Below are 20,828 nucleotides of genomic sequence, written 5' to 3' on the forward strand. Positions count from 1 at the left end.
CAGCCGTTTTGAGCGTCGGCGGTGCAGGGCAAGGGCGCACCCCGCGGCGAGAGGAGGACCGGATGCGGCGTGACCCATCGCGGCGCGGGATCCGTACGCCGTGGCGCCTGGCGGCCGTCGGCTGCATGCTGACCCTCGGCGGCTGCGCGCACCACCAGCAGTCCACCCTGCAGGCATCCGGCGACGGCGCCCAGCGCGTCGAGGGCCTGTGGTGGCTGATGTTCTGGATCGCGATGGCCGTCTTCGCCGAGGTCATGCTGCTGCTCGGATGGGCTCTGTGGTGGCGACGCCGGCCCCGGGCGAAGATTCGCGGCGGCGACGCCATCGGTGGCATCGCGGTGCTGGGTGTCGTCGTCCCGTTCGCCGTCCTGGTCACCGTCTACGGTCTCGGGCTGCGTGACCTCAACGCCCTCGCCGCGCCGCGGCAGGACCCCGCGGTGACCGTCGACGTGATCGGCCACCAGTGGTGGTGGGAGGTCCGGTACGCCCACCCCGCCGGCGCGGTGACCGCCAACGAGCTGCACATCCCGGTGGGCGAACCGGTCCGGGTCCGGTTGCGGACGGCAGACGTGCAGCACAGCTTCTGGGTGCCGCAACTGATGCCCAAGACCGACCTGATCGCGGGCAAGGTCAACCAGACCTGGCTGCGCACCGCCACGCCGGGGCAGTACCGCGCGCAGTGCGCGGAGTACTGCGGCAAGCAGCACGCTTTCATGGCGCTGATGGTCGTCGCCGAGCCTCGCGCCGAATTTGACACGTGGGTCGCCGCAACCGCGCGGCCGGCCACGACGACGCTCACCGCAGCCCAGCAACGCGGCCGGGAGGTCTTCGAACGCAGCTCCTGCGCGTCCTGCCACACCGTGCAGGGAACCACCGCCACCGGCTCGGTCGGGCCCGACCTGAGCACGATCGGCTCCCGGTGGAGCATCGGGGCCGGCGCCGCGCCGAACGACGCCGGCCACCTGGGCGGCTGGATCGTCAACTCGCAGACCATCAAGCCGGGCAACGCCATGCCGCCGCAGCCGGTGTCCGCGCAGGATCTGCCGGACCTGCTGTCGTATCTGCAATCACTGAAGTAGGAGCCGCATGTCCGTCGACACCGAGGAACAATCGCGCTCTGCCTCTCGCGACGAGGCCCTGGCCGAGCTCGAGAAAAACTGGGGTGAGCGGCCGTCGCTGCGCAGCTGGTTCAGCACCGTGGACCACAAGCGCATCGGCCGCCGATACATGGTGACCGCGGGAGTGTTCTTCATCCTGGCCGGCACCGACGCCATGATCCTTCGCACGCAGCTGGCGCGGCCGAACGCGACGGTGCTGTCGCCGGAGGCCTACGACCAGCTGTTCACCATGCACGGCACCGCGATGATCTTCCTGTTCTCCACGCCGATGTTCTTCGGCTTCGGCAACTTCCTGGTGCCGCTGCTCATCGGGGCCCGCGACATGGCGTTCCCGCGCCTGAACGCCTTCGGCTACTGGGTCTTCGTGTTCTCCGGGACTGTCATGTTCACCAGTCAGCTCGTTGGCCGCGCCCCGGACGGCGGCTGGTTCGGCTATGTGCCGCTGACCGACACGCCGTACTCGACCGGCGTCAACCTCGACGTCTACTCGCTGGGGCTGCTGTTCCTCGGCGTCTCGACCACCGCCGGCGCGATCAATTTCATCGTCACGGTGGTCAAGATGCGCGCTCCGGGGATGTCGCTCAACCGGCTGCCGCTGTTCGTCTGGGCGATCGTCGGCACCTCGTTCATGGTGATTTTCGCGTTGCCGGCGCTGAACCTGGCCAACGCCATGCTGTTCCTGGACCGCCGGTTCGGCGCCCACTTCTTCGACCCCGGTCATGGCGGCAGCACCCTGCTGTGGCAGCACCTGTTCTGGATCTTCGGGCACCCGGACGTGTACATCATCGTGATGCCGGCGCTGGGCATCGTCTCGGCGGTGCTGCCCGCGTTCTGCCGGCGCGGCGTCGTCGCGTACCCGCTGATGGTCCTGGCGATCGTCACCATCTCGATCATCAGCTTCGGCGTGTGGGTGCACCACATGTTCGCCACCGGGCTGCCGCAGCTGTCCTACAGCTTCTTCAGCGCGGCCAGCACGCTGATCACCATCCCCTCCGGCATCCAGATCTTCGCCTGGCTCTTCACGATGCTGCGCGGCCGGATCGTGGTGCGCACGCCGTTCCTGTTCATCGTCGGGTTCATTGTGACGTTCGTGCTCGGCGGCTTCACCGGCGTCATGTTCGCCATCACCGCCTTCGACCAGCAGGTGACCGACTCCTACTTCGTGGTGGCGCACTTCCACTACGTGCTCTTCGGCGGCGCGGTGTTCCCGATGCTCGCCGGCATCTACTTCTGGCTGCCCAAGTTCACCGGCCGGATGTACGCCGAGAAGCTGAGCCGCTGGGCGTTCTGGCTGGTCTTCGTCGGCTTCAACACGACGTTCATGCCGATGCACGTCTCCGGGCTGCTGGGCATGCCCCGGCGCATCTACACCTACCCGGGCGGCCTCGGCTGGGACATCTGGAATCTCATCTCCACCATCGGCGCGTACATCCTCGCAGTCGGACTGCTGCTGGTGCTCATCGGCGTCGTCCACGCCGTACGCCGCGGTGCTCCCGCGCCGGACGATCCGTGGCAGGGCGACACCCTCGAGTGGGGGACCTCCTCGCCGCCACGGCCGTACAACTTCGCCGCCGTACCGCAGGTGCACAGCCTGCACCCCATGTGGGACGAGCGCACCACCCGCGCGCTGGCCACCGATGAACCGCTGCCCAGCCATCGGGCGATGACCACCAGCGAGCTGGACGGCAGGCAGGAGGGCGCCATCGAGATGCCGGAGGAGTCACTGCTCCCGTTGGCCGCCGCCGTGGGCATCCTCGTCGTCGTCCTCGGGCTGCTCTGGGCCTGGTACTGGACCGGCTGGTACTGGCTCGCCGGAGCCGGCGCGCTGCTGATCTTCGGCGCCCTCGCACGGTGGCTGTGGCCGCCCGAACGCACGCCGGAGGAAGCGGGGGTGGCGCCATGACGGCTGTGGCCGAGAAGGCGACGTCACCGCGGCTGCTGTCGGCCGAGATGCCCTCGGGACGGACCACCGGCTGGTGGGGCATGGTCCTGTTCGTCACGACCGAGGCGACGATCTTCGCCGCCCTGCTGGGCAGCTACTTCTACATCCGCTTCCAGTCCGGCCCGCAATGGCCCCCGCCACCGCTGGAGGATCCGAAGCTCACGAAGGTCATCATCATGACGGCGCTGCTGCTGCCCAGCAGCGTGCCGGTCATGTGGGCCGAACGGGGCATCCGCAAGGGACAGCGCTGGCGGCTGCGTGCCGGGCTCACCATCACGCTGGTGCTCGGGCTGGCCTTCCTCGGCATGCAGGCCTGGGAGTACTCCGAGGACCTCAAGAAACACACGCTGACCACGGACGCGTACAGCTCGCTGTTCTACACGACCACGAGCCTGCACGGCTTCCACGTGGCGGTCGGGTTGCTGATGGTCGGCTGGCTGCTCGCCGCGTCGCTGCGCGGCAGTTTCGGCTACCGGCGGCACGAGCGGGTGCGGCTGACCGCCATCTACTGGCACTTCGTCGACGTCGTGTGGGTGGCCATCTTCCTGTGCCTCTATCTCTCGCCGAGGTTGTGATGCCGACACAGACCCGCCGGGCCGGCGGCTTCCTCCTGTGGTTCGCCGTACTGGGCGGCGCCCTAGCCTGGACCGTGCACGTGTTCGTCGCGTGGGGCGTCGACGAGCTGACCTGCCGGGCCGGCAACACCAGCGTCGGCGGCGTCCCGGTGCGCGGCATCGTCGGCGCCGGGGTGGTCATTCCGGCGCTGGTCACCCTCGCGGCCCTGCTACTGGCCTGGCGGGGCTGGCGGCGGGCCACGGCCGCGACGCGCGATCACGACAGTCCCCGGATGCAACGTACCGGCATGCTCCTGCTGATCGGTCTGGGTGCCGACGCCCTGTTCCTTGCCATCATCCTCGCCGGTGGCGCCGCCGTCCTGGTGCTGTCGCCATGTCAGTGACCGCGCCGACCATCATCCTGGCCCACGCCGACGCGGGGCGCGCCGACGCGTGGACCGAGGTGGCGGCTCTGCTGGCGCTGGCGGGGCTGGGCGCCGCATACGGCCGCGGCGTGCACGAACTGTGGGCGCGGCGCGGCCGGGGCGCCGTGGTGTCGCGGTGGCGTGCCACGGCCTTCGCCGCGGGGCTCGTGGTGGTGCTGCTCGCCCAGCGTGGCCCGATGCACGAGCTGGCCGAGCGGTCGTTCGCCGGGCACATGGTGCAGCACATGATCCTCATGCTCGGCGCGGGACCGCTGCTCGCCTGTGGCGGCGCCGGCCTGCCGCTGACCCTCGCCGCGTCCCGCCGGGTCAGGACGACGGTGGCGCGCCTGCGGTCCGGACCGCCCGGCCGGTGGCTGCGCCGGCCCCTCACCCTCGCCCTCGTCGCGGCCGGCGTGCACACGGCGGTGCTGTGGTGGTGGCATCTGCCCCGTCCGTACGGCTGGGTCGAGCACAACGCCGTGGTGCACGGGATCGAGCACGTCTCGTTCCTCGCCGCGGCCTGGCTGCTCTGGTCCACGGTGCTGACACCGCAGGCGAACAGGCTCGGCGGACCGGCGTCGTTCCTGCTGCTGTTCGCCACCGGCATGCCCGCCGCCGCGCTGGGCGCCGTCCTCACGCTGGCCACCGGTCCGATCTATCCCGCCGGGACGCTGGCCGGCCCCGACCCGCTCGCCGATCAGCAGCTCGCCGGCCTGGTCATGTGGGTCCCGATGGACGTCGTCATGCTCGTCGCCGCCGTCGCCGTGTTCCTGCGCTGGATGGTCGCCCTCGACCGCAGCAACCCGGGCGAGCGTGACCTACAGCCTCGCCGAGAGGAGATACCGGCATGATCATTCATCGGCTGCGCCTGCTCTGGCCGGTGGGCGCGACGGCCGCGCTGCTCCTGGTCCCCGCGGCGTGCGCGGCGGTACCGCCGGCGCCACCCGCGGAAGTGCCCGCGGGCGACCCGGCCCGCGGCGAGCGGCTGATCGACTCGTACGGATGTGGCTCGTGCCATACCGTGCCGGGCGTCAAGGGTGCCGACGGGCTGGTCGGGCCCCCGCTGACCACATTCGGCAAACGGTCGTACATCGCCGGGGAACTCGTCAACAGCGGCCCGAACCTGCAGCGGTGGGTGATGGACCCGCAGGCTGTCGAACCGGGCACCGCCATGCCGGACCTCGGCGTGACGCCCACCGACGCTCAGGACATCGCCGCCTACCTGTTCACCCTGGATTGAGGGGCGCACCGTGACCGACGAACCCTCCACGCCGCGCCGAGGGCGCCGGGTCCTGGCCGCCGCGGCCGGCCTTGGCGTGCTTGGCCTGCCGCTGGCATCGCCCTCGCCCTCGCCCTCGCCGACACCGCCGCGGTCCGCCGGATCGGACCGCGGCACGCAGCTCTATCAGCAGAGCTGTGCCAGCTGCCACGGCCAGCAGGGCGAGGGCAGCCAGCGCGGTCCGGTGCTGACCGGAGTCGGACCGGCGGACGTGGACTTCCAGCTCAGCACCGGCCGCATGCCCCTGCGCACCGAGCACCAGCTCCAGGAGCACCAGGAGCCGGTGTTCTCCGAAGCCGACATTCGGGCGCTGGTGCAGCACGTGGCCTCCTTCCCGCCCGGCGGTGGCCCACCGATTCCCACGGTCGGCGGCGGGCACACCCCATCGGGCCGCGAGCTGTACCTGACGTACTGCTCAGCCTGCCACTCGGCCGCGGGCGTCGGCGCCACGTTGAACAACGGCCGCTTCGCGCCGTCGCTCTTCCGGGCAACACCCACGCAGATCGGCGAGGCCGTACGGGTCGGACCGGGGCTCATGCCCGCCTTCCCGCCCGCCGTGCTGACCGACGCGCAGGTGAACGACATCGCCGCCTACGTCGACGTGCTGCAGAACGACCGGGGCGACCTCGACCGGGGCGGATGGTCCCTGGGCCGCCTCGGTCCATTCCCGGAAGGCGCCGTGGCCTGGGTACTCGGTCTGGGCGCGCTGTTGCTGCTCGCCCGCAGTCTCGGGAGCCGGGCCCGGTGAGCGGCCGGCGGGGACCGATGAGCGGCGAGAAGGGCGCCGTGCGCCGCATCCGGCTCGCCTTCGGCGTGACGGTGCTCGGCGCCGTGGGCTTCGCGGTCACCTACAGCCTCGGAGCCAACACCCAACTGCTCGGCATCAGCCTGGGCGTCGCGTTCGCGGGGCTGGCGTACGGGCTGGCCGCGTGGGGTCGCCGGCTGCTGCCCACCGGCGGTTACGTCGAGCAGAAACCCGAACTGGTCGCCCCGCCCCGGCGCCGGGACCTGCTCGCCGAGGCGATGGAGGGCCCGGAGAGCCCGCTGGGACGCCGCGGCCTGGTCGGCATGCTGCTGCTCGGTGCCGGCTCGATCGGCGTCGCGCTGCTGTTCCCGTTGCGGTCGCTGCTGTCCTTCCGCAAACCGGATCCGGTCACCATGCTGCGGCACACCGCGTGGGACGCGGGCGTCCGCCTCGTGACGCCCGAGGGGACACCGGTGCGCCTCACCGACATCGCCCGGGGAACCATCCAGATCGTGGTACCGGAGGGCCACAGGCGTGACGGCGACGTCCCAGCATTCCTCGTGCGGCTGGATCCCGAGCGGCTACGGAAGGAGCCCGGAGCGGGGCGGGTCGGCGACGTGGTCGCGTACTCGCTGCTGTGCACCCACGCCGGCTGCCCCGTCGCCCTGTACGAGCAGACCACCGCCCGGATGCTGTGCCCGTGCCATCAGAGCGCGTTCGACCTCAACCGGGACGCCGCGCCGATCGCCGGACCGGCCGCACGGCCCCTGCCCGGGCTGCCGATCGAGGCCGACGCCGACGGCTTCCTGCGCGCCCGCGGCGACTTCACCTCTCCGCCTGGCGCGGGGTTCTGGAGCTACCCATGATCACCCGACGGCTCTACCGGGCCCTCGACGCCCGGCTCGGCACCACGTCGGCCGGGCGTACGGCCCTAGCCAAGGTCTTCCCCGACCACTGGACGTTCATGTTCGGTGAGGTCGCGATCTACGCGTTCCTCGCGCTGCTGCTCACCGGCACCTACCTGACCTTGTTCTTCGACCCGAGCACCGCCGACACCGTGTACGACGGGGCGTATCAACCCCTCGACGGCTCGACCGTGTCCAGCGCCTTCGCCTCCACGGTCACGCTGAGCTTCGACGTGCGAGCCGGCCTGCTCATCCGGCAGGCGCACCACTGGGCCGCCCTGCTGTTCGTCGCGGCGATCGTCGTGCACCTGCTGCGGGTCTTCTTCACCGGGGCGTTCCGCCGGCCGCGCGAACTGAACTGGGTCGTGGGTGTGACGATGCTGACGCTGGCGCTGCTCAACGGCTTCACCGGCTACTCGATGCCCGACGACCTGCTGTCCGGGACCGGCCTGCGGATCATCTACTCGACGGTGCTGTCCATCCCGGTCGTGGGCTCATGGATCGCGATGCTCGCCTTCGGCGGCGAGTTCCCCAGCGACGAGACCGCGCCACGGCTGTACATCAGCCACGTGCTCATCGTGCCGGCGATCTTCCTGGCCCTCATCTCGCTGCACCTGGTCATGATCATCCGGCAGAAGCACTCGCAGTTCCCCGGTCCGGGCCGCCGGGAACACAACGTCGTCGGCTCCCGGCTGTGGCCGGCGTACGCGGTGCGGTCGCTGAGCCTGCTGACCGGGGTGCTGGCCGCGGTGTTCACGCTCGGTGGCCTCGTCCAGATCAACCCAGTGTGGATCTACGGCCCCTTCCATCCCGCGCAGGCTACCTCGCCCGCCCAGCCGGACTGGTACGTGGCCTGGGGCGACGGCGCGCTACGCCTGTTCCCGCCGATCGAGGTGCACATCGCCGGCCATCTCGTCCCCGCGCCGTTCTTCCCGGCCGTCGGGCTGGGCACGGTGACGTTCCTGCTGCTGTACGCCTGGCCGTGGCTGGAACGGTGGCGCACCGCAGACAAGGCCTCGCACCAGATCCTGGAACGCCCCCGAGACCGCCCGGGACGGGTGGCGGTCGGCGCGTACGCGCTCACGTTCTTCGCGGTTCTGCTGGTCACCGCGGCGGACGACATCCTCGCCCGGCTGACCGGGATACCGGTGACCGGCATCCTACGTACGCTGCAGATCCTGGTGCTTGTCCTGCCTTTCGCCGTCGCGGCCACCGCCTTTGTCGTCGCCCGATCGTTGCGGGCGGGCACCGCAACGACCGTGGGTGAGTTGACCCGCGAGGATCTGCACGCGGGCCTGACCGGCTCCGACGAGTTGCCGGAGGAGAGCCGGCACCCGGCGGAGCGCATCCGGCTGTGGCGCAACCCGGACGACACCTGGCGGTGGTGCTGGCACGGCCCGGGCGACGACCTCACGAGCAACGAGGTGTTCCTCGATCGGGCCGAGGCGCTCGCCGCCGCCAGGACGGCCTTCCCCGGCGTATCCGTGGAACAGGACGGACCACCGGAAGGCGTGGTGCTGCCGCCGCCGCGCCATGAGCCGGGGCCGGCCACCAAGGCGGCCGCAGGCCTGGTGTGGGTGGCGATGGCGGTGCTCGGGCGGCGGGCAGACCGTCGACGGTCGTCCCCCTCGGAGGCCCCGGAATGAAAGTGATCATCTCAGGTGCCGGCATCGCCGGTCTGGCCCTGGCCCAGCAGCTGCACGCGCACGGCGCCCAGGTCACCATGATCGAGAAGGCGGCGGGTCCGCGCACCGCCGGGTACATGCTTGACTTCTTCGGCCCCGGATACGACGCCGCGGAGGCGATGGGTGTCCTTCCCGGCATCCTGCGGCTGGGTTACCAGGTCGACGAGCTGGCCTACTGCGACGAGTCCGGGCGCCGCCGCGCCGGGCTGCGATACGCAACGTTCGCCAAGGCCGCCGGCGGCCGGGTGGTCAGCATCATGCGCCCGGACCTGGAGCGGGTACTGCGCGATCAGCTCCCCGCCGGCGTCGACCTGCGCCACGCCACCACGATCAGCGCAGTGGACAACCGCGCCGACGGCGTGACGGTGACCCTCGACGACGCCAGCACGCTGGTAGCGGACCTGCTGGTGGGCTGCGACGGCGTCCATTCCGGCGTGCGCGCGCTGGTGTTCGGGCCGGACTCCGGCTTCGTCCGGTACCTCGGGCTGCACACCGCGGCGTTCACCTTCGAGGACCCGCCGGCGCACGCCGAGGTGGCGGGCCGGTTCTGCCTGACCGACACGCTGCACCGCACGATGGGCTTCTACGCGCTGCGCGACGGGCGGGTCGCCGTGTTCGCCGTACATCCCAGCGCTGACCGCACCCTGCCGGCCGACCCGCGCGCCGCCCTCCGCGCCCAGTACCGGGCTCTCGGCTGGATCACGCCGCGGGCGCTGGCCGCCTGCCCTCCGCCGGAGCAGTTGTATTACGACCACGTCGCCCAGGTGCAGATGCCGTCCTGGAGCCGCGGCCGGGTGGCGCTGCTCGGCGACGCCGCCTACGCGGTCTCTCTGCTGGCCGGGCAGGGAGCGTCCCTGGCCGTGGCCGGCGCGTATGTACTGGCCGAACACCTCGCCCAAAGCGCATCCATCGAGGCAGGACTGGCCGGCTACGAGCGGGTGCTGCGCCCGGTGGTGCTCGACAAACAGGCCACCGGCCGGAAGAGCCGGCGCTGGTTCCTGCCCGCGACCCGAACCCAGCGGTGGCTGCGGCGCGCCTCCCTCGCCGTGGCCGGGCTGCCATTGGCCGACCGGTTGGTCGCCGTGGCCCTGGTCGGCAAACCCACCGCGATGATCGCCGAGCAGGCCCGCCGAACCGGCGTGTCCGGGTGACCGGTACGCCCCAGGTGCGTTTCCGCGCGCGCGGGTCGTCCTCGCGCGCCCGCTCGTTCAGCGGGTCGACGGCGGCGCTGCGCGCGGCACGAGCGTGAGGAACGGTACGGCCCGGCCGACTGCCGCGTAGCCCTCTGCGCTGCCGTCAACCGTCAAGCCCATGAACCGAGCGACCCGACGGGCCGTGCGGGGGTACCTCCGGCCGTACGCGATCATGATTTCGACCGCGTGGTCCTCGTCGACCGGCCGGGCGGTGACGGGTACCGAGCGCAGACCCGCCCGCATCGTCGCCTCGGGATGAACGCGCAGGTTGCGGTACCAGTCCGCACGCCGGCCGAAGCCGGACGCGACCGTGACGGCGCCGCTGGTCCGGTCGCGGTCCACGACCTCCAGGACGACGGCCCGGCGGGCGCCGGTGCGGCGTCCCACATGCTCGACCAGCACGAGCCGACCGACGAAAAGCCAGCCGGTGCGGGCCCGGAACAGCAGGACCGGGGCACGCAGCAGCAGCCGGCGCAGACCCGTCGGTTGTCGGGGCCGACCTTCCTCCGGCATCTTCACCCCTCAGTTACCTCGAGCAGACCATCGAGGCGATCGCCATCGGACTCATGTAGGGAACTTGCATGGGTTTCCGCCGCGGGCGAACTCAGCCTCGGGCGTCGAACGCGGCCGAGCGCCCGCATACCCCGCACGAACCTGAGGGATAGCCGGCCACCGAGCATTTCACGGCGGTTCCTCGCCGCAGCGCGACCTCGCATTGTCACCGATCCGTCATGGACGCGCAGGCATACTGCCATCCGGTCATCCCAGGCTGGCTGGTGCAGGCGCTCAGACCGGATGAGAGAAACCGTGCGGCCCTGACCGCCGCGCCGCCAGCCGACCGCGTGTCGCTGCACCACCTTTTGCGGTGCCGCACTGGTGCAGGTCGTCGGGGACGTGGACCTGGATTCGGCGTCCCGCTTGAGCGATGTGCTCGAGGAGGCTCTCGGCCACATCCGCGCGTCATCGTCGACCTCGCCCGGGCCGGCACCGTCGACTCGGTCGGATTGAGCACGCTGCTCGCGGCACTCCGGACGGCATGCCGTGAGGGCGGTGATCTGCTGTTGGCGGCTCCCTCGGGACTCATGCTCGACGTTCTGCACGCGAGCCGGCTCGACACCGCATTCACCACGTTCGGCACCGTGCCGCAAGCCATGACGGCAGCACGCGTCATGGCGTACCCGGCCGGCACGGGGGCAGACCACCGAGGACGACCCCGAGCGGCTGATCAACGTCCCGGTGTCGGCAGTCGCTCGATCGTGAACACATGATTGACGCGGGCGACGGAGCGCGGGCGTTCGACGTCGGCGCTGGGCCGGCGAAGAAGGAGCTGCCGACCGGATCGCTTCATCTGCCGGTGCACCCCGAGCAGCGTCACCAGTGGCGACGTGTCGATGCTCGGGCAGGCGGTCATGTCGTGATGCGTCAGGTCGTGCGTGTCGTGGCCGGCCCGCAGTTCCATGACAGTCGGATGACAAACCGCACCGGGGCTCTGGGTGGCGTGCCGGTGGAGATCGGGCAAGGCATCATGCGGTTATGAGCTCCGTGCTGCTGATCGAGGACGACGACCGGATCCGCCTGTCGCTGACGATGGCCCTGGAGGACGAGGGCTACACCGTGCGGGCCGTGGCGACGGCCGAGGAGGGCCTGACCAGTCAGCGCAGCCAACCCGCGGACACGGTGCTGGTCGACCTGATGCTGCCCGGCATGGACGGCTTCGAGTGCATCCGCCAGCTCCGCCGCGAGGACGATGTACCGATCGTCGTGGTCAGCGCCCGGGACGACACCCATGACATCGTCGCCGGCCTCGAAGCAGGCGCCGACGACTACATCGTCAAGCCGGTCGCGGTGAAGGAGCTGGCCGCACGCCTGCGGGCGTTGCGTCGCCGTGCCCGGACGGCCGCGCCGGCCATCTCCGTGGTGACCTTCGGGGACCTGGAGATCCTGCCCGAGGCCGGAGAGGTCCGGCTGAACAAGGCGGCCATCGCGGTAACGCGTACGGAGTTCCGCCTGCTGTGCGAGCTCGCCGAGCATCCCGGGCAGGTGCTGTCCAGGCAGCAGCTACTGCAGCGCGTGTGGGGGTACGAGATCGGCGACGAACGCCTCGTCGACGTGCACGTCGGGCGGCTGCGTCACAAGATCGAGAAGAGCCCGGGCTCCCCTCGCCATCTGGTCACGGTCCGCGGACTCGGATACAAACTGCAGCGATGAGAGCGCGGCCCGCGATCCCGGGTCAGCGTTACGGGGAAGACCGCCACGGCGCCGACTGCTGCCGCGTCCCGGCACCCGGTAGGTCAGACAGCACACCGCCGCAGCCCGTGAAATTGGACCGGTGGACGGACGACGACCTTCGCACCGTTAACCGGTCAGGAGACGGTAGACGTCACCGTTCGCAGACCAAATGCGGAAGACGGCTCCGGCGGATGCCGGTTACGGCTGTCCATGTCGCATCGGGGCAGCTTGTCCAGACGTCCAGTACGGCATGTAGCCGTAGTACCCGTACACGTCGGCGAGGTAAGGCTCCTGATCGACCAACTCCGGGTCGTACCGCGGCGACTCCACGACCTCCTTGCCCAACCGATCGACGTGGACCTCGTCCTCCGTGACTCGAGTGACTGCCTCCACCGGGACGAAGAAGGGTGTCGCACCGATCCCGAGGATGCCGCCGTGCTCCACCAGCAGCATCCGGACCTTCCTCTCCAGGGCGTCGACGAGCAGGTCGTCGACCTTGCCGATCTCTCCCCCCTCGCGGTCACGGACCGTACGTCCCCGGATGTCGAGGTGGGGATCGGCGAGGGTCTGGTCCGTGTCACCAAGCCTCACCAGGGTTGGCTGTCGTTTGGCCATCGTGGTCTCCCGTCTGGGGGCCAGTTCCGCGCGAGTTCGGCGGGACGATCCCCGTTCTCGTGTCGATCCACCAAGCGCTCCACGTCGCCACTGGAACGTGCACCGACGCCGGTCTTTGCTTCAAGGTATGCGCAGCACTCTGCGAGTCCAGCGCGAAACAATGACATACACATGACCGTTTGGCAGACCCTGCCGGTGGCGACCGGGTCGGCCGTCTCGTGCGCGCCACCAGCCGGATCTAGGGCGATGTCAGCGAATTGGTTACGCGTTCTGCCGGATGGATGCTTGCCGGACGGACCGGCCCGCGCCGGTCGAACCCGACAGGCGCCCAGTGCTGCGGTCGTGCGTGTGCCGGCGACCTGGACGCCTTGCCCGCACCGGCACTTCGTGGGGCTTTCCGAGGGAGGGAGCGGGTGCGTGGCCACGGATGGATCTGCGGCCACGCACCCAGCGGTCAGCTTTCCTTGACCGATGAGTCCCTGGTACTGCTCAGGTGAACGGTGGTGCCGTGCACGACGACGACCTCATCGCCGAGGGTGTAGGCGTCACCGGGAAAGAATCCGGAGCAGTCGATCTTCAGATAGCCGGCACGTAGCATCCGGTCGGCGAACGGACCGATCAGCTCGGGCTCGGCCTGCTCGCCGAGGCCCGCGATGAGGTCCGGCTTGCCTTCGCCGGCTCCCTCACCGTCGCCGGCGACCGGCTGCGGATCTCCCTTGCGCACCAGCTTGACGACGCCTATATCCTCCCCGGCGCGGTCGACCACGTGCATACCATTACGGACCTGCGCGATGGGGGGCCGATCTTTGCTCGTGTCCACCGCTGTCTCCTCTCGTCGACGTTCCTGTCTGCCGTCGGCCACCCACCATGTTCGGATGGCCCGCGCGGCGTCCCAGAGCAACTACCTGGCTCAAGGCCGGCTCAATCAGCCTGGGCCCGTCAGCCTCGCGACACCGGCGTTCGTAGACCCTTTCGCACGGCGATCACGCCCGAATTCGGTTTGCGTCCTCCGACCCGTTGTCGCTCTGGTTCATGCAGGCGACAAAACTGACCGAGGAACGCAGCGCTTCCCGGACCGATCCGGTGACCCCACTGGCCAACGCCAACGCCAGCGCCGTTCGCGAGCCCGCAAATGTGGAGGTGCCGCATGCGTCAGACGCGTCGGCGGTGACGAATTCGCCTTGTTGATGCCGGAAACCGATCTGCAATGCGCTCGTCGTCCTTGAGCAACCCCCCACCGCTCTGCAGACCGCCGCGTCAGCCGGACAGCCCTCGCGCGTCAGCATCGGTGCCGCAGCGTTCACCAAAGGACCTCCGTCCGGGACCAGTTCGTTCATGCGGCCGACCGGCCGGCCCGCGGCGACCTCGGCGTCGTCGCACTCGGCCCGCGCCAGCCGTATGCCGACACCGCCCGACATTCTGGAGATGACTCATGCGGATGGCCACACCGTTGACAAATCAGTCAACCACGGCGGTTATTCGACGATCGCATGAAGATCTTCGCAGTTCCGTGAAAGGTCAGTGACTTCGCGATCACATGGGATTGCTCGTCGCCCGGTGGGCAATTGTGAAGCAGCCAACACCATCCACAAGGAGGAAGCACATGATCGCCGTTACCAGCAAAGCCGCTCTGGCCGTGCGACGGATGACCAACACCGATACCTATCCACAGGCCGGATTGAGCATCAGGAAAATCGACGATGACAAGTTCGCCTTCTCAATCGTGCCGAACCGCACGAGCAGCGACGTCGCCGTACCTGGTACCAACGTTACCTGGACCGGTCAGCCGCCGCCGCCCTGGAACACGCCACACTCGACGCCGACGCGAACGCCACCTTCGCCGGGCAGCTCGTACTGGACAAGACAAGTTCCTGAAGAACCTCGTCACAGCGGAGCTGTCAGGATAGGCGACGCGGCGCCGTTGCGTTGCGAGATCAGTCGACGCGCCGATTAGCAGGCAGATGCGGGACGACAAGCAGGCCGCCGCATGACGCGGCCCAAACGGGACCTACGGCTCCAGTACGGCAGCCGCCGTTCGAGATCATGGTCGGGGCGGGTAGATGCAGGGCGGCCACCGCGTGATCGTCTGTATGTGTGGACAAATGGTCAAGTCTTGCGGTGCTCGCTGGTCAGAGCGTAAACGTTGCCGGCTGGCGGCATGTTCTGGACCAGGTACTCGGTGGGTTCGCGGGCCGGTTTGCCCGAGTGGAAACGCGGCGCGCAGGGTCGGGGTTCGTCACCGGCCCGTTGGCCGATCTTGAGGTGAAGACGAGTTGGCAGCTCGCGGAATATGCCGGACACCCGCCCGGACGCGATGCAGCGGTTGCTGTATCGGACGGTGTGGGACGCGGCCGCCGTCCGCGACGATGTGCGAGTCTTGGTCGTGCAGAGCCTCGGTGATCCCGATGGTGTGCTGGTCCCGGACGAGACCGGGGACGTGAAGAAGGGCACCGACACGGTCGGGGTCCAACGGCAATACACCGGCACGGCGGGGCGGCTCGAGAACGCCCAGGTCGCGGTGTTCATGACCTCGGCCGGCTGGCGCGGGCACACCCTTATCGACCGTCGCCTCTACCTGCCGGTGTCCTGGACCGACGACCCCAGCCGGATGCGGGCCGCGGGTGTGCTGAGCAGATGGTGTTCGCCAAGCGCTGGGAACTGATCACCGCAGCCGTCGAGGCCTGCGTGCCGGCCCGGTGGGTCGCCGCGGACGAGGCCAACGGCAACAGCGGCACCTTCCTTTTCCGGAGGCGGGAACTGCGACTCGGCTATGTCCTGGCAGTCTGGTGCGACCACCTGGTCCCGCGCGACGGCGGCAAAGCGCGCCGCCGCGCCGATCACCTCGCCGCCGACCTGCCCGCCGCGGCCTGGCAACGCCGCTCAGCGGGCGCGGGGTCCAAATGCCCGAGGCTTTACGACTGGCCTGGCTCGACGAGGTCAGCACCGACACCGACTGCGGCGACGGCCGGCACAGCATCCTGATCCGCCGCAACAGCACCACCGGTGAGCTGGCGTTCTAGCGCTGCTGGAGCTCAGAGGCGGTCAACCTCACGCACGGCACCCAGTACGCCTTCGCCCAGCCGTCGCTGGTCGCGCACAAGCACCGCCAACTCGAGCTCCGCGCCGGACACTCCGCTATCCGCGGCCGCAGGGAAACCGCATCGGGGTACTCCCTCAAGCAGTCCGCGACGCCGAGCGGCGCCTGGCTGAACAAGCCGAACTGGCCCACCAAACCGCCACCGCCGCCTGGCAACCCAGACCGCCCGCACCCTCCCGGCCGGCCGGCGCGCCACCGCCGTGATCACGACCCCGCGGCACCCCACCGCGCTCCGCGAGCAGTTCCTGCACGTCGCGGTGGGACAGCCCGTAGCCAGCTACCAGCGCACGGCCACCACGATCACCTCGGCCGGGAACCGTAATCCGGCGAATGCCGAGCGGGGCGCCGACCAGTTGCGAGACCGAGGATCATGCTTCATCGATCAACCTTGCCTGAACACCCGATCGGCCAACGCATCGGCGCCCCGAACGGTCCATTGTCGGCGTGTGAAGGTCGCCGCGCGGGGTAAGCGGCCGGCACGACGATCGGGTGTTCGATCGCCGACGAGACCGACGAGGAGAACAGACGCGATGAGCAACAAAACGCCGAACACACCGGAGCTCAGCGAGACTGAACTGCGCGGTATGAAGGTGGCCGACGCTACCTTCAGCGCGAGCAGGGTCAGCGTGCCGAGCAACCCGGCGGTGAGCGTCGGCGTGTGGCCCAGCACGGCGTGACCCATCACGGCGCCGAAGGCGATGGTGGCGGTCAGGTCGAAGCTCGACATTGCGGCAGGTGGCCCGGTGCGGCAGGTGCGCGGACTGGCGGCCCCGACCGGCGGGCCGGGCGGCCCTGGCCGGCCCGGGCGACGTCGCGATAGACCGATGTCGTAGGTGATGGGAGGTGTCGTCGATGTCGCAGAACGATCGACCGTGCGTGGTGGTGGGTGTCGACGGGTCTGCCCCGTCAGGTCGTGCGCTGGAGTGGGCGTTGAGCCAAGCTGAGGCCACTGGCGCTGTCGTCGAGGCCGCGATCGCTTGGGATGTCCCGGCCGGCCTCGGGTTCGGACCGACCGTGCTCGACGGCGAGGACCTCGCCGGTGCTGCGGGCAGGCGCTGGCCGAGGCGGTGAACGCCGCCTGCTCGCGGCACCCGGACGTGACGGTCGACCAGGTCGTGCTCCGCGGTCATCCTGCCGCGGCCCTGCTCGACCAGGCGAAGGCAGCGACACTTCTGGTCGTCGGAAGTCGCGGGCACGGCGGATTCGCTTCCGTGTTGCTCGGCTCGACCAGCGTGTACTGCACCGAGCACGCCACGTGTCCGGTCGTGGTCGTACGCGACAAGGAGTAACCGGCTCGAGCTGAGGGCTGTCTTGACCGTGGTTGAACAACTGTTTAATGTGTTGAACATGGGTTCAGCAGTAGACGAGAGTGACCTCACGGCCAAGGCGAACATCCGCAATGCCGCGCTGCGCCTGTTCGCCGAGCGCGGGCACGATGCCGTCACGGTGCGGGAGATCGCCGCGGCGGCAGGGGTGTCGCCCGCGCTCGTGGTGCATCACTTCGGCAGCAAGGAGGGGCTGCGGGCCGCGGTGGACGGTTACGCCGGGCAGGCATTCGACGCGCTGTTCTCGATGGACGAGCACGAGCTGGCCGAGGCAATGACCGGGGGCAGCCTGGGGTCGGTGGCCGAGATGTTCGCCCGGGCCTTCCCGCACGGTTCGCCGCTGCCCGCCTACCTGCGCCGCCTGTTACTCGTCAACGATCCGGCGGGCGCGGCGTTGTTCGGTCGTTGGTACGCCCTCACCCGGCGTCTGCTCGACTCCATGACCGAGATCGGCGCCGCCCGACCGACCGAAGATCCGGCGGTCCGGGCGGCGTTCCTTCTGGTCAACGATCTTGCGCTCGTCCTGCTGCGCAACCAGGTCGCCGCCGCTATCGGGGTCGACCCGCTCACGCCCGAGGGCATCGCCCGATGGGCCGGAGAAGCCACCGCCGTCTACACGAAGGGCGCGTTCGTAGCCACGCCCGGGGAGGAATCCTCGTGAACCAGTCCGCCCACGTCATTCAACTTCAGAACCTCAGCAAGACGTTCGGGAAGGTCCGTGCCCTCGACGGCTTGGATCTCACGGTGCGTCCGGGCGAGGTCCATGGTTTTCTCGGCCCGAACGGGTCGGGCAAGTCCACCACCATCCGGATCCTGCTGGGGCTGATCCGGGCCACCGCCGGTCACGTCGAGCTGTTCGGCGCCGACCCCTGGCGGGAGGCCGCCTCGCTGCACGGTCGCCTCGCCTACGTGGCCGGAGACGTCGCGCTGTGGCCGGGCCTGACCGGTGGTCAGTGCCTCGACGTGCTCGGTGCGACGCACGGCGGGGTCGACGTGCGGCGCCGGGACGACCTGATCGCACGTTTCGATCTCGACCCGACGAAGCGCATCCGAGACTACTCCAAAGGCAACCGCCAGAAAGTCGCCCTCGTCGCGGCCCTGGCCGCGGAGGCGGACCTGCTCGTCCTCGACGAGCCCACGTCCGGACTGGACCCGCTGATGGAGCAGGTCTTCCAGCAATGCGTACGCGAGCGGAGGGAGGACGGCGTGACCGTGCTGCTATCCAGCCACATCCTCGGCGAAGTCGAGGCGCTGGCCGACCGGGTGAGCATCATCCGCCGCGGCCGCACCGTCACCACCGGCAGCCTGGCGGACCTGCGCCGCCACACCCGAACCTCTGTGCACGCGATCACCGTCGCCGAACCCGAGGGAATGGCCGGCGTCCCAGGGGTGGCCGACTGCGTCTGCGAACGGATCGACGGGCGGGTCGACGCCAGGTTCACCATCGACGCGGAGCACCTCGACGCGGCGATTGGCAGGCTGCACGCCGCACGCATCCAGACCCTGACCGTCACCCCGCCGAGCCTCGATACGCTGTTCCTGCGCAGTTACGGCGAGGCGCTCGACGCCCAGCAGACCGGCGAAACGCTTGCCGAGGCCACGCGATGAGTGCCAGGGCAGGTGCGGCGGGCCGTCGCCGGCCCCGGATGAACACCATGGTTGGGATCGTCTGGCGTACCCACCGCCGGGCGATCCTAGTCTGGCCGATCGCCCTCGCCGCGAGCATGATCGGGACAGCCGCCGCCGTCGCCGGAATCTACGACACGCCGACCAAGATCCACACCTACGTCGAGGCGGTCACCTCCGGCAGCGCGCTGGCGGCGATCAACGGTCACGTAGAAGGTATCGACAGCCTGGGTGGCGTGATCCAGGACGAGTTCGGGTTCCTCGCCTCGTTCCTGCTCCCGCTGCTGGGCATCGCGCTGATCGCTGGTTCGACACGACGTGAGGAGGAGTCCGGCCGGCTCGAGATGATCCTGGGCGGCCGGATCGCCCGCCACCAACCGGTACTGGCCGCCCTCACAGTGGCGACCGCAGCGATCCTCGCCACAGCCGTCCTGTTCGCCGCCGGCCTGGCCTTCTCGGGGGTCCCGGTGCCCGGTGCCATCCTGTACAGCGTGGCGCTCGGCGCGCTGGCCTTCGTGTTCGCCGGCTTCGCGGCTCTGCTGGCACAACTCGTGCGGCACGCTCGCGGCGTCTACACCTGGAGCCTGGTCGTGCTCGCCGCGGCGTACGTCCTGCGCGGCATCGGCGACGCGACCAACACGTGGCTCGTCTGGCTGTCACCGCTGGGGTGGGCGGAGAAGACCGCACCGTTCGGCGACCAGCGGTGGTGGTTGCTCGCCGTCCCCGCCGTCGCCGGCCTCGTCATGGGCGGCGCCGCCGTGTGGCTGGCCGCTCGCCGCGATGTCGGCAGTGCTCTGCTGCGCGTCGGCGCGGGTGCGACCCGGCCGGCGCCCCGGATGCGGCGTCGGCCGATCGGCTTCGCGGCCTGGATCCACGGCCCGGCGACCGCGGGCTGGCTGTCGGGCGGAATCCTGCTCACCGCGATGATGGGCGCGCTGGCCCGCCCGTTTCTCGACGCGATGGCCGGCAACGCCGCGCTGAGCCGGGCCATGGGTATCGCAGCCGGCCGGCCACTGGACGGATTCGTGGCCGCCACCCAGCTCTACCTGGCCGTCATCGCCGCCGGGTACGTCATTCAGGCGATCGGCATCCTCCGCACCGAGGAAGCGGAAGGCCGCCTGGAGACTCGGCTCGCCGGTGCGCTTTCCCGCAACCGCTGGCTGGCAGCCCACAGCGCTGTCATCATGGCCGGGCTGCTGCTCATCGTCGTCGCCTCGTCTCTGGTCCTCGCCGTGACGACCGCCTGGTCGATCGGCAACACCGGCGAGACCGGCGCCATAATGACCGCCGGCCTGGCCTACCTGCCGGCGGAACTAGTGCTCGCCGGCCTCGCGCTCGCCCTGTACGGCAGGTGGCCGCGCGCCTTCGGGCTCACCTGGGCGGCCTACGCGACAGTGACCTTCATCGCCTTCCTCGGTCCCGGCCTGAAATTCGCCTGGTGGATGCTCGACCTCGCTCCCACCACGCACGTCGGGAGCCCGCCGGTGGGGACGGTCCAGGCCGGTAACCTGGCCGCCCTCTCCATTGTCGCCGGTGCGCTCCTCGTGGCTGGGGTCACTGCCTTTCACCGTCGTGACGTACCGCGCGCCTGATCCTCAGCCCCCGGCGCGCAGAGTCCAGGCAGCAGCTGGTGAGGTCCCGGATGGCGGGGCGGGTGTAGCGCCAGGTCTCCGTAGAGGCACAGCGGGGCAGCGACGTGCCCGGATGGGAAACAGCAGTGGGTGGGATCTCCGGGCCCAGCTGAGGGACATCCGGACGGTTTGCGACGCGATGTAACCCGCGAGCGCGGCCCCGTAGGAGCCGGTGCCTTCCACCCCGGCACGACACAGCACCCCACCGGTACACCGTGACGTGGTCGACCTCGACGCCCCGCTCGGCAAGCAACTCCTTGGCATTGCGATAGGAGAACCCGTTTCGCAGGTACCGGCGCACTGCCACCAGGATTACCTCCGCCGGAAAGCGGAACCCGACGAAAGCCGAACGAGGAGCCGACCAGGCCGGGTAGCGACGGCGCATTGCTGCGCCGCCGCCCCCTCAGAACCGGACGTGCACGTTTCCATGCATCCGGCTCAAGCAAGCCCACGAGGATC

General features: G+C 69.9%; 25 protein-coding genes and 1 pseudogene. 19 read left to right on the forward strand and 7 right to left on the reverse strand.

Annotation, left to right across the window (positions count from 1 at the left end; translation table 11 throughout):
- The first annotated feature begins 62 nt into the window (after nucleotides 1–62).
- From coxB to AB0F10_RS02410, 10 genes are read left to right on the forward strand one after another with little or no spacing between them, the layout of a single operon-like run.
- Nucleotides 63–1,079 (forward strand): cytochrome c oxidase subunit II, encoded by a 1,017-nt coding sequence (gene coxB, locus AB0F10_RS02365; protein WP_360620002.1) that lies wholly within the window; start codon nucleotides 63–65, stop codon nucleotides 1,077–1,079.
- Between the two features lie 7 nt (nucleotides 1,080–1,086).
- Complete coding sequence (gene ctaD, locus AB0F10_RS02370; RefSeq protein ID WP_360620003.1) at nucleotides 1,087–3,021, forward strand: cytochrome c oxidase subunit I; 1,935 nt, start codon at nucleotides 1,087–1,089, stop codon at nucleotides 3,019–3,021.
- Nucleotides 3,018–3,635, forward strand: a complete 618-nt coding sequence (locus AB0F10_RS02375) for a cytochrome c oxidase subunit 3 (protein ID WP_360620004.1) — start codon at nucleotides 3,018–3,020, stop codon at nucleotides 3,633–3,635. The genes ctaD and AB0F10_RS02375 overlap by 4 nt, the downstream gene beginning before the upstream one ends.
- Entirely contained in the window at nucleotides 3,635–4,018 is a 384-nt protein-coding gene (locus tag AB0F10_RS02380; RefSeq protein ID WP_360620005.1) for a hypothetical protein, read from the forward strand. The genes AB0F10_RS02375 and AB0F10_RS02380 overlap by 1 nt, the downstream gene beginning before the upstream one ends.
- Entirely contained in the window at nucleotides 4,009–4,890 is an 882-nt protein-coding gene (locus AB0F10_RS02385) for a cytochrome c oxidase assembly protein (RefSeq protein WP_360620006.1), read from the forward strand. Before AB0F10_RS02380 ends, AB0F10_RS02385 begins: the two co-directional genes overlap by 10 nt.
- Nucleotides 4,887–5,279, forward strand: coding sequence for a c-type cytochrome (locus AB0F10_RS02390; RefSeq protein ID WP_360620007.1), 393 nt, complete (start codon nucleotides 4,887–4,889; stop codon nucleotides 5,277–5,279). The genes AB0F10_RS02385 and AB0F10_RS02390 overlap by 4 nt, the downstream gene beginning before the upstream one ends.
- A 10-nt stretch (nucleotides 5,280–5,289) precedes the next feature.
- Nucleotides 5,290–6,066, forward strand: coding sequence for a c-type cytochrome (locus tag AB0F10_RS02395; protein ID WP_360620008.1), 777 nt, complete (start codon nucleotides 5,290–5,292; stop codon nucleotides 6,064–6,066).
- A 17-nt stretch (nucleotides 6,067–6,083) separates the two neighbouring features.
- Complete coding sequence (locus tag AB0F10_RS02400; RefSeq protein WP_360620009.1) at nucleotides 6,084–6,929, forward strand: Rieske 2Fe-2S domain-containing protein; 846 nt, start codon at nucleotides 6,084–6,086, stop codon at nucleotides 6,927–6,929.
- On the forward strand, nucleotides 6,926–8,614 hold the full coding sequence (locus AB0F10_RS02405; protein WP_360620010.1) for a ubiquinol-cytochrome c reductase cytochrome b subunit: 1,689 nt from the start codon (nucleotides 6,926–6,928) through the stop codon (nucleotides 8,612–8,614). Before AB0F10_RS02400 ends, AB0F10_RS02405 begins: the two co-directional genes overlap by 4 nt.
- 2 nt (nucleotides 8,615–8,616) lie before the next feature.
- Nucleotides 8,617–9,804 carry an FAD-dependent monooxygenase gene (locus tag AB0F10_RS02410; protein ID WP_360620011.1) on the forward strand — a complete coding sequence of 396 codons (1,188 nt, stop codon included), beginning with the start codon at nucleotides 8,617–8,619 and terminating at the stop codon, nucleotides 9,802–9,804.
- 57 nt (nucleotides 9,805–9,861) lie between these two features.
- On the opposite strand, the gene AB0F10_RS02415 is transcribed toward AB0F10_RS02410, so the two are convergent.
- Nucleotides 9,862–10,359: a nitroreductase family deazaflavin-dependent oxidoreductase gene (locus AB0F10_RS02415; protein ID WP_360620012.1), complete on the reverse strand. Its 498-nt coding sequence runs from the start codon at nucleotides 10,357–10,359 to the stop codon at nucleotides 9,862–9,864.
- A 218-nt stretch (nucleotides 10,360–10,577) separates the two neighbouring features.
- On the opposite strand from AB0F10_RS02415, the gene AB0F10_RS02420 reads away from it, so the two are divergent.
- Nucleotides 10,578–11,114, forward strand: a complete 537-nt coding sequence (locus tag AB0F10_RS02420; RefSeq protein ID WP_360620013.1) for an STAS domain-containing protein — start codon at nucleotides 10,578–10,580, stop codon at nucleotides 11,112–11,114.
- On the opposite strand, the gene AB0F10_RS02425 is transcribed toward AB0F10_RS02420, so the two are convergent.
- The gene (locus tag AB0F10_RS02425) at nucleotides 11,072–11,305 is read right to left on the reverse strand and encodes an STAS domain-containing protein (protein WP_360620014.1); all 234 of its coding nucleotides are present in this window, start codon (nucleotides 11,303–11,305) and stop codon (nucleotides 11,072–11,074) included. The two genes, AB0F10_RS02420 and AB0F10_RS02425, sit on opposite strands and share 43 nt — an antisense overlap.
- Nucleotides 11,306–11,379: 74 nt before the next feature.
- Between AB0F10_RS02425 and AB0F10_RS02430 the strand changes: the two genes are divergently transcribed.
- Complete coding sequence (locus AB0F10_RS02430) at nucleotides 11,380–12,054, forward strand: response regulator transcription factor (RefSeq protein ID WP_360620015.1); 675 nt, start codon at nucleotides 11,380–11,382, stop codon at nucleotides 12,052–12,054.
- Nucleotides 12,055–12,273: 219 nt separating this feature from the next.
- Here the strand turns inward: AB0F10_RS02430 and AB0F10_RS02435 are convergent, their stop codons facing one another.
- The 3 genes from AB0F10_RS02435 to AB0F10_RS02445 all read right to left on the reverse strand — a co-directional run bounded on the left by AB0F10_RS02435 (nucleotide 12,274) and on the right by AB0F10_RS02445 (nucleotide 14,108).
- Nucleotides 12,274–12,690: a PRC-barrel domain-containing protein gene (locus AB0F10_RS02435; RefSeq protein ID WP_360620016.1), complete on the reverse strand. Its 417-nt coding sequence runs from the start codon at nucleotides 12,688–12,690 to the stop codon at nucleotides 12,274–12,276.
- A 454-nt stretch (nucleotides 12,691–13,144) separates the two neighbouring features.
- The gene (locus AB0F10_RS02440) at nucleotides 13,145–13,510 is read right to left on the reverse strand and encodes a hypothetical protein (RefSeq protein ID WP_360620017.1); all 366 of its coding nucleotides are present in this window, start codon (nucleotides 13,508–13,510) and stop codon (nucleotides 13,145–13,147) included.
- Nucleotides 13,511–13,673: 163 nt separating this feature from the next.
- Nucleotides 13,674–14,108 (reverse strand): hypothetical protein, encoded by a 435-nt coding sequence (locus tag AB0F10_RS02445; RefSeq protein ID WP_360620018.1) that lies wholly within the window; start codon nucleotides 14,106–14,108, stop codon nucleotides 13,674–13,676.
- Nucleotides 14,109–14,293: 185 nt separating this feature from the next.
- Between AB0F10_RS02445 and AB0F10_RS02450 the strand changes: the two genes are divergently transcribed.
- Together AB0F10_RS02450 and AB0F10_RS02455 are read left to right on the forward strand one after the other, a co-directional pair.
- Nucleotides 14,294–14,644: a hypothetical protein gene (locus AB0F10_RS02450; RefSeq protein WP_360620019.1), complete on the forward strand. Its 351-nt coding sequence runs from the start codon at nucleotides 14,294–14,296 to the stop codon at nucleotides 14,642–14,644.
- A gap of 336 nt (nucleotides 14,645–14,980) precedes the next feature.
- The gene (locus AB0F10_RS02455; RefSeq protein ID WP_360620020.1) at nucleotides 14,981–15,352 is read left to right on the forward strand and encodes a transposase; all 372 of its coding nucleotides are present in this window, start codon (nucleotides 14,981–14,983) and stop codon (nucleotides 15,350–15,352) included.
- An 817-nt stretch (nucleotides 15,353–16,169) separates the two neighbouring features.
- Here AB0F10_RS02455 and AB0F10_RS02460 read toward each other — a convergent pair.
- Nucleotides 16,170–16,514: a hypothetical protein gene (locus tag AB0F10_RS02460; RefSeq protein WP_360620021.1), complete on the reverse strand. Its 345-nt coding sequence runs from the start codon at nucleotides 16,512–16,514 to the stop codon at nucleotides 16,170–16,172.
- 125 nt (nucleotides 16,515–16,639) lie between these two features.
- On the opposite strand from AB0F10_RS02460, the gene AB0F10_RS02465 reads away from it, so the two are divergent.
- From AB0F10_RS02465 to AB0F10_RS02485, 5 genes are read left to right on the forward strand one after another with little or no spacing between them, the layout of a single operon-like run.
- Nucleotides 16,640–16,858, forward strand: a complete 219-nt coding sequence (locus AB0F10_RS02465) for a universal stress protein (RefSeq protein ID WP_360620022.1) — start codon at nucleotides 16,640–16,642, stop codon at nucleotides 16,856–16,858.
- Nucleotides 16,859–16,884: 26 nt separating this feature from the next.
- Nucleotides 16,885–17,076 carry a universal stress protein gene (locus tag AB0F10_RS02470; protein ID WP_360620023.1) on the forward strand — a complete coding sequence of 64 codons (192 nt, stop codon included), beginning with the start codon at nucleotides 16,885–16,887 and terminating at the stop codon, nucleotides 17,074–17,076.
- Between the two features lie 28 nt (nucleotides 17,077–17,104).
- A complete protein-coding gene (locus AB0F10_RS02475; protein ID WP_360620031.1) occupies nucleotides 17,105–17,773 on the forward strand; it encodes a TetR family transcriptional regulator in 669 nt (222 codons plus the stop codon).
- Nucleotides 17,701–18,720 carry an ABC transporter ATP-binding protein gene (locus AB0F10_RS02480; RefSeq protein ID WP_360620024.1) on the forward strand — a complete coding sequence of 340 codons (1,020 nt, stop codon included), beginning with the start codon at nucleotides 17,701–17,703 and terminating at the stop codon, nucleotides 18,718–18,720. Before AB0F10_RS02475 ends, AB0F10_RS02480 begins: the two co-directional genes overlap by 73 nt.
- Before the next feature lie 38 nt (nucleotides 18,721–18,758).
- Nucleotides 18,759–20,330: a hypothetical protein gene (locus AB0F10_RS02485; protein ID WP_360620025.1), complete on the forward strand. Its 1,572-nt coding sequence runs from the start codon at nucleotides 18,759–18,761 to the stop codon at nucleotides 20,328–20,330.
- 241 nt (nucleotides 20,331–20,571) lie between these two features.
- On the opposite strand, the pseudogene AB0F10_RS02490 reads toward AB0F10_RS02485, so the two are convergent.
- Nucleotides 20,572–20,754 (reverse strand): annotated as a pseudogene (locus tag AB0F10_RS02490) (hypothetical protein); the annotation flags it as partial.
- Nucleotides 20,755–20,828: the final 74 nt, after the last annotated feature.

The sequence above is a fragment of the Actinoplanes sp. NPDC026623 genome (genome assembly GCF_040638275.1).
GTDB lineage: Bacteria > Actinomycetota > Actinomycetes > Mycobacteriales > Micromonosporaceae > Actinoplanes.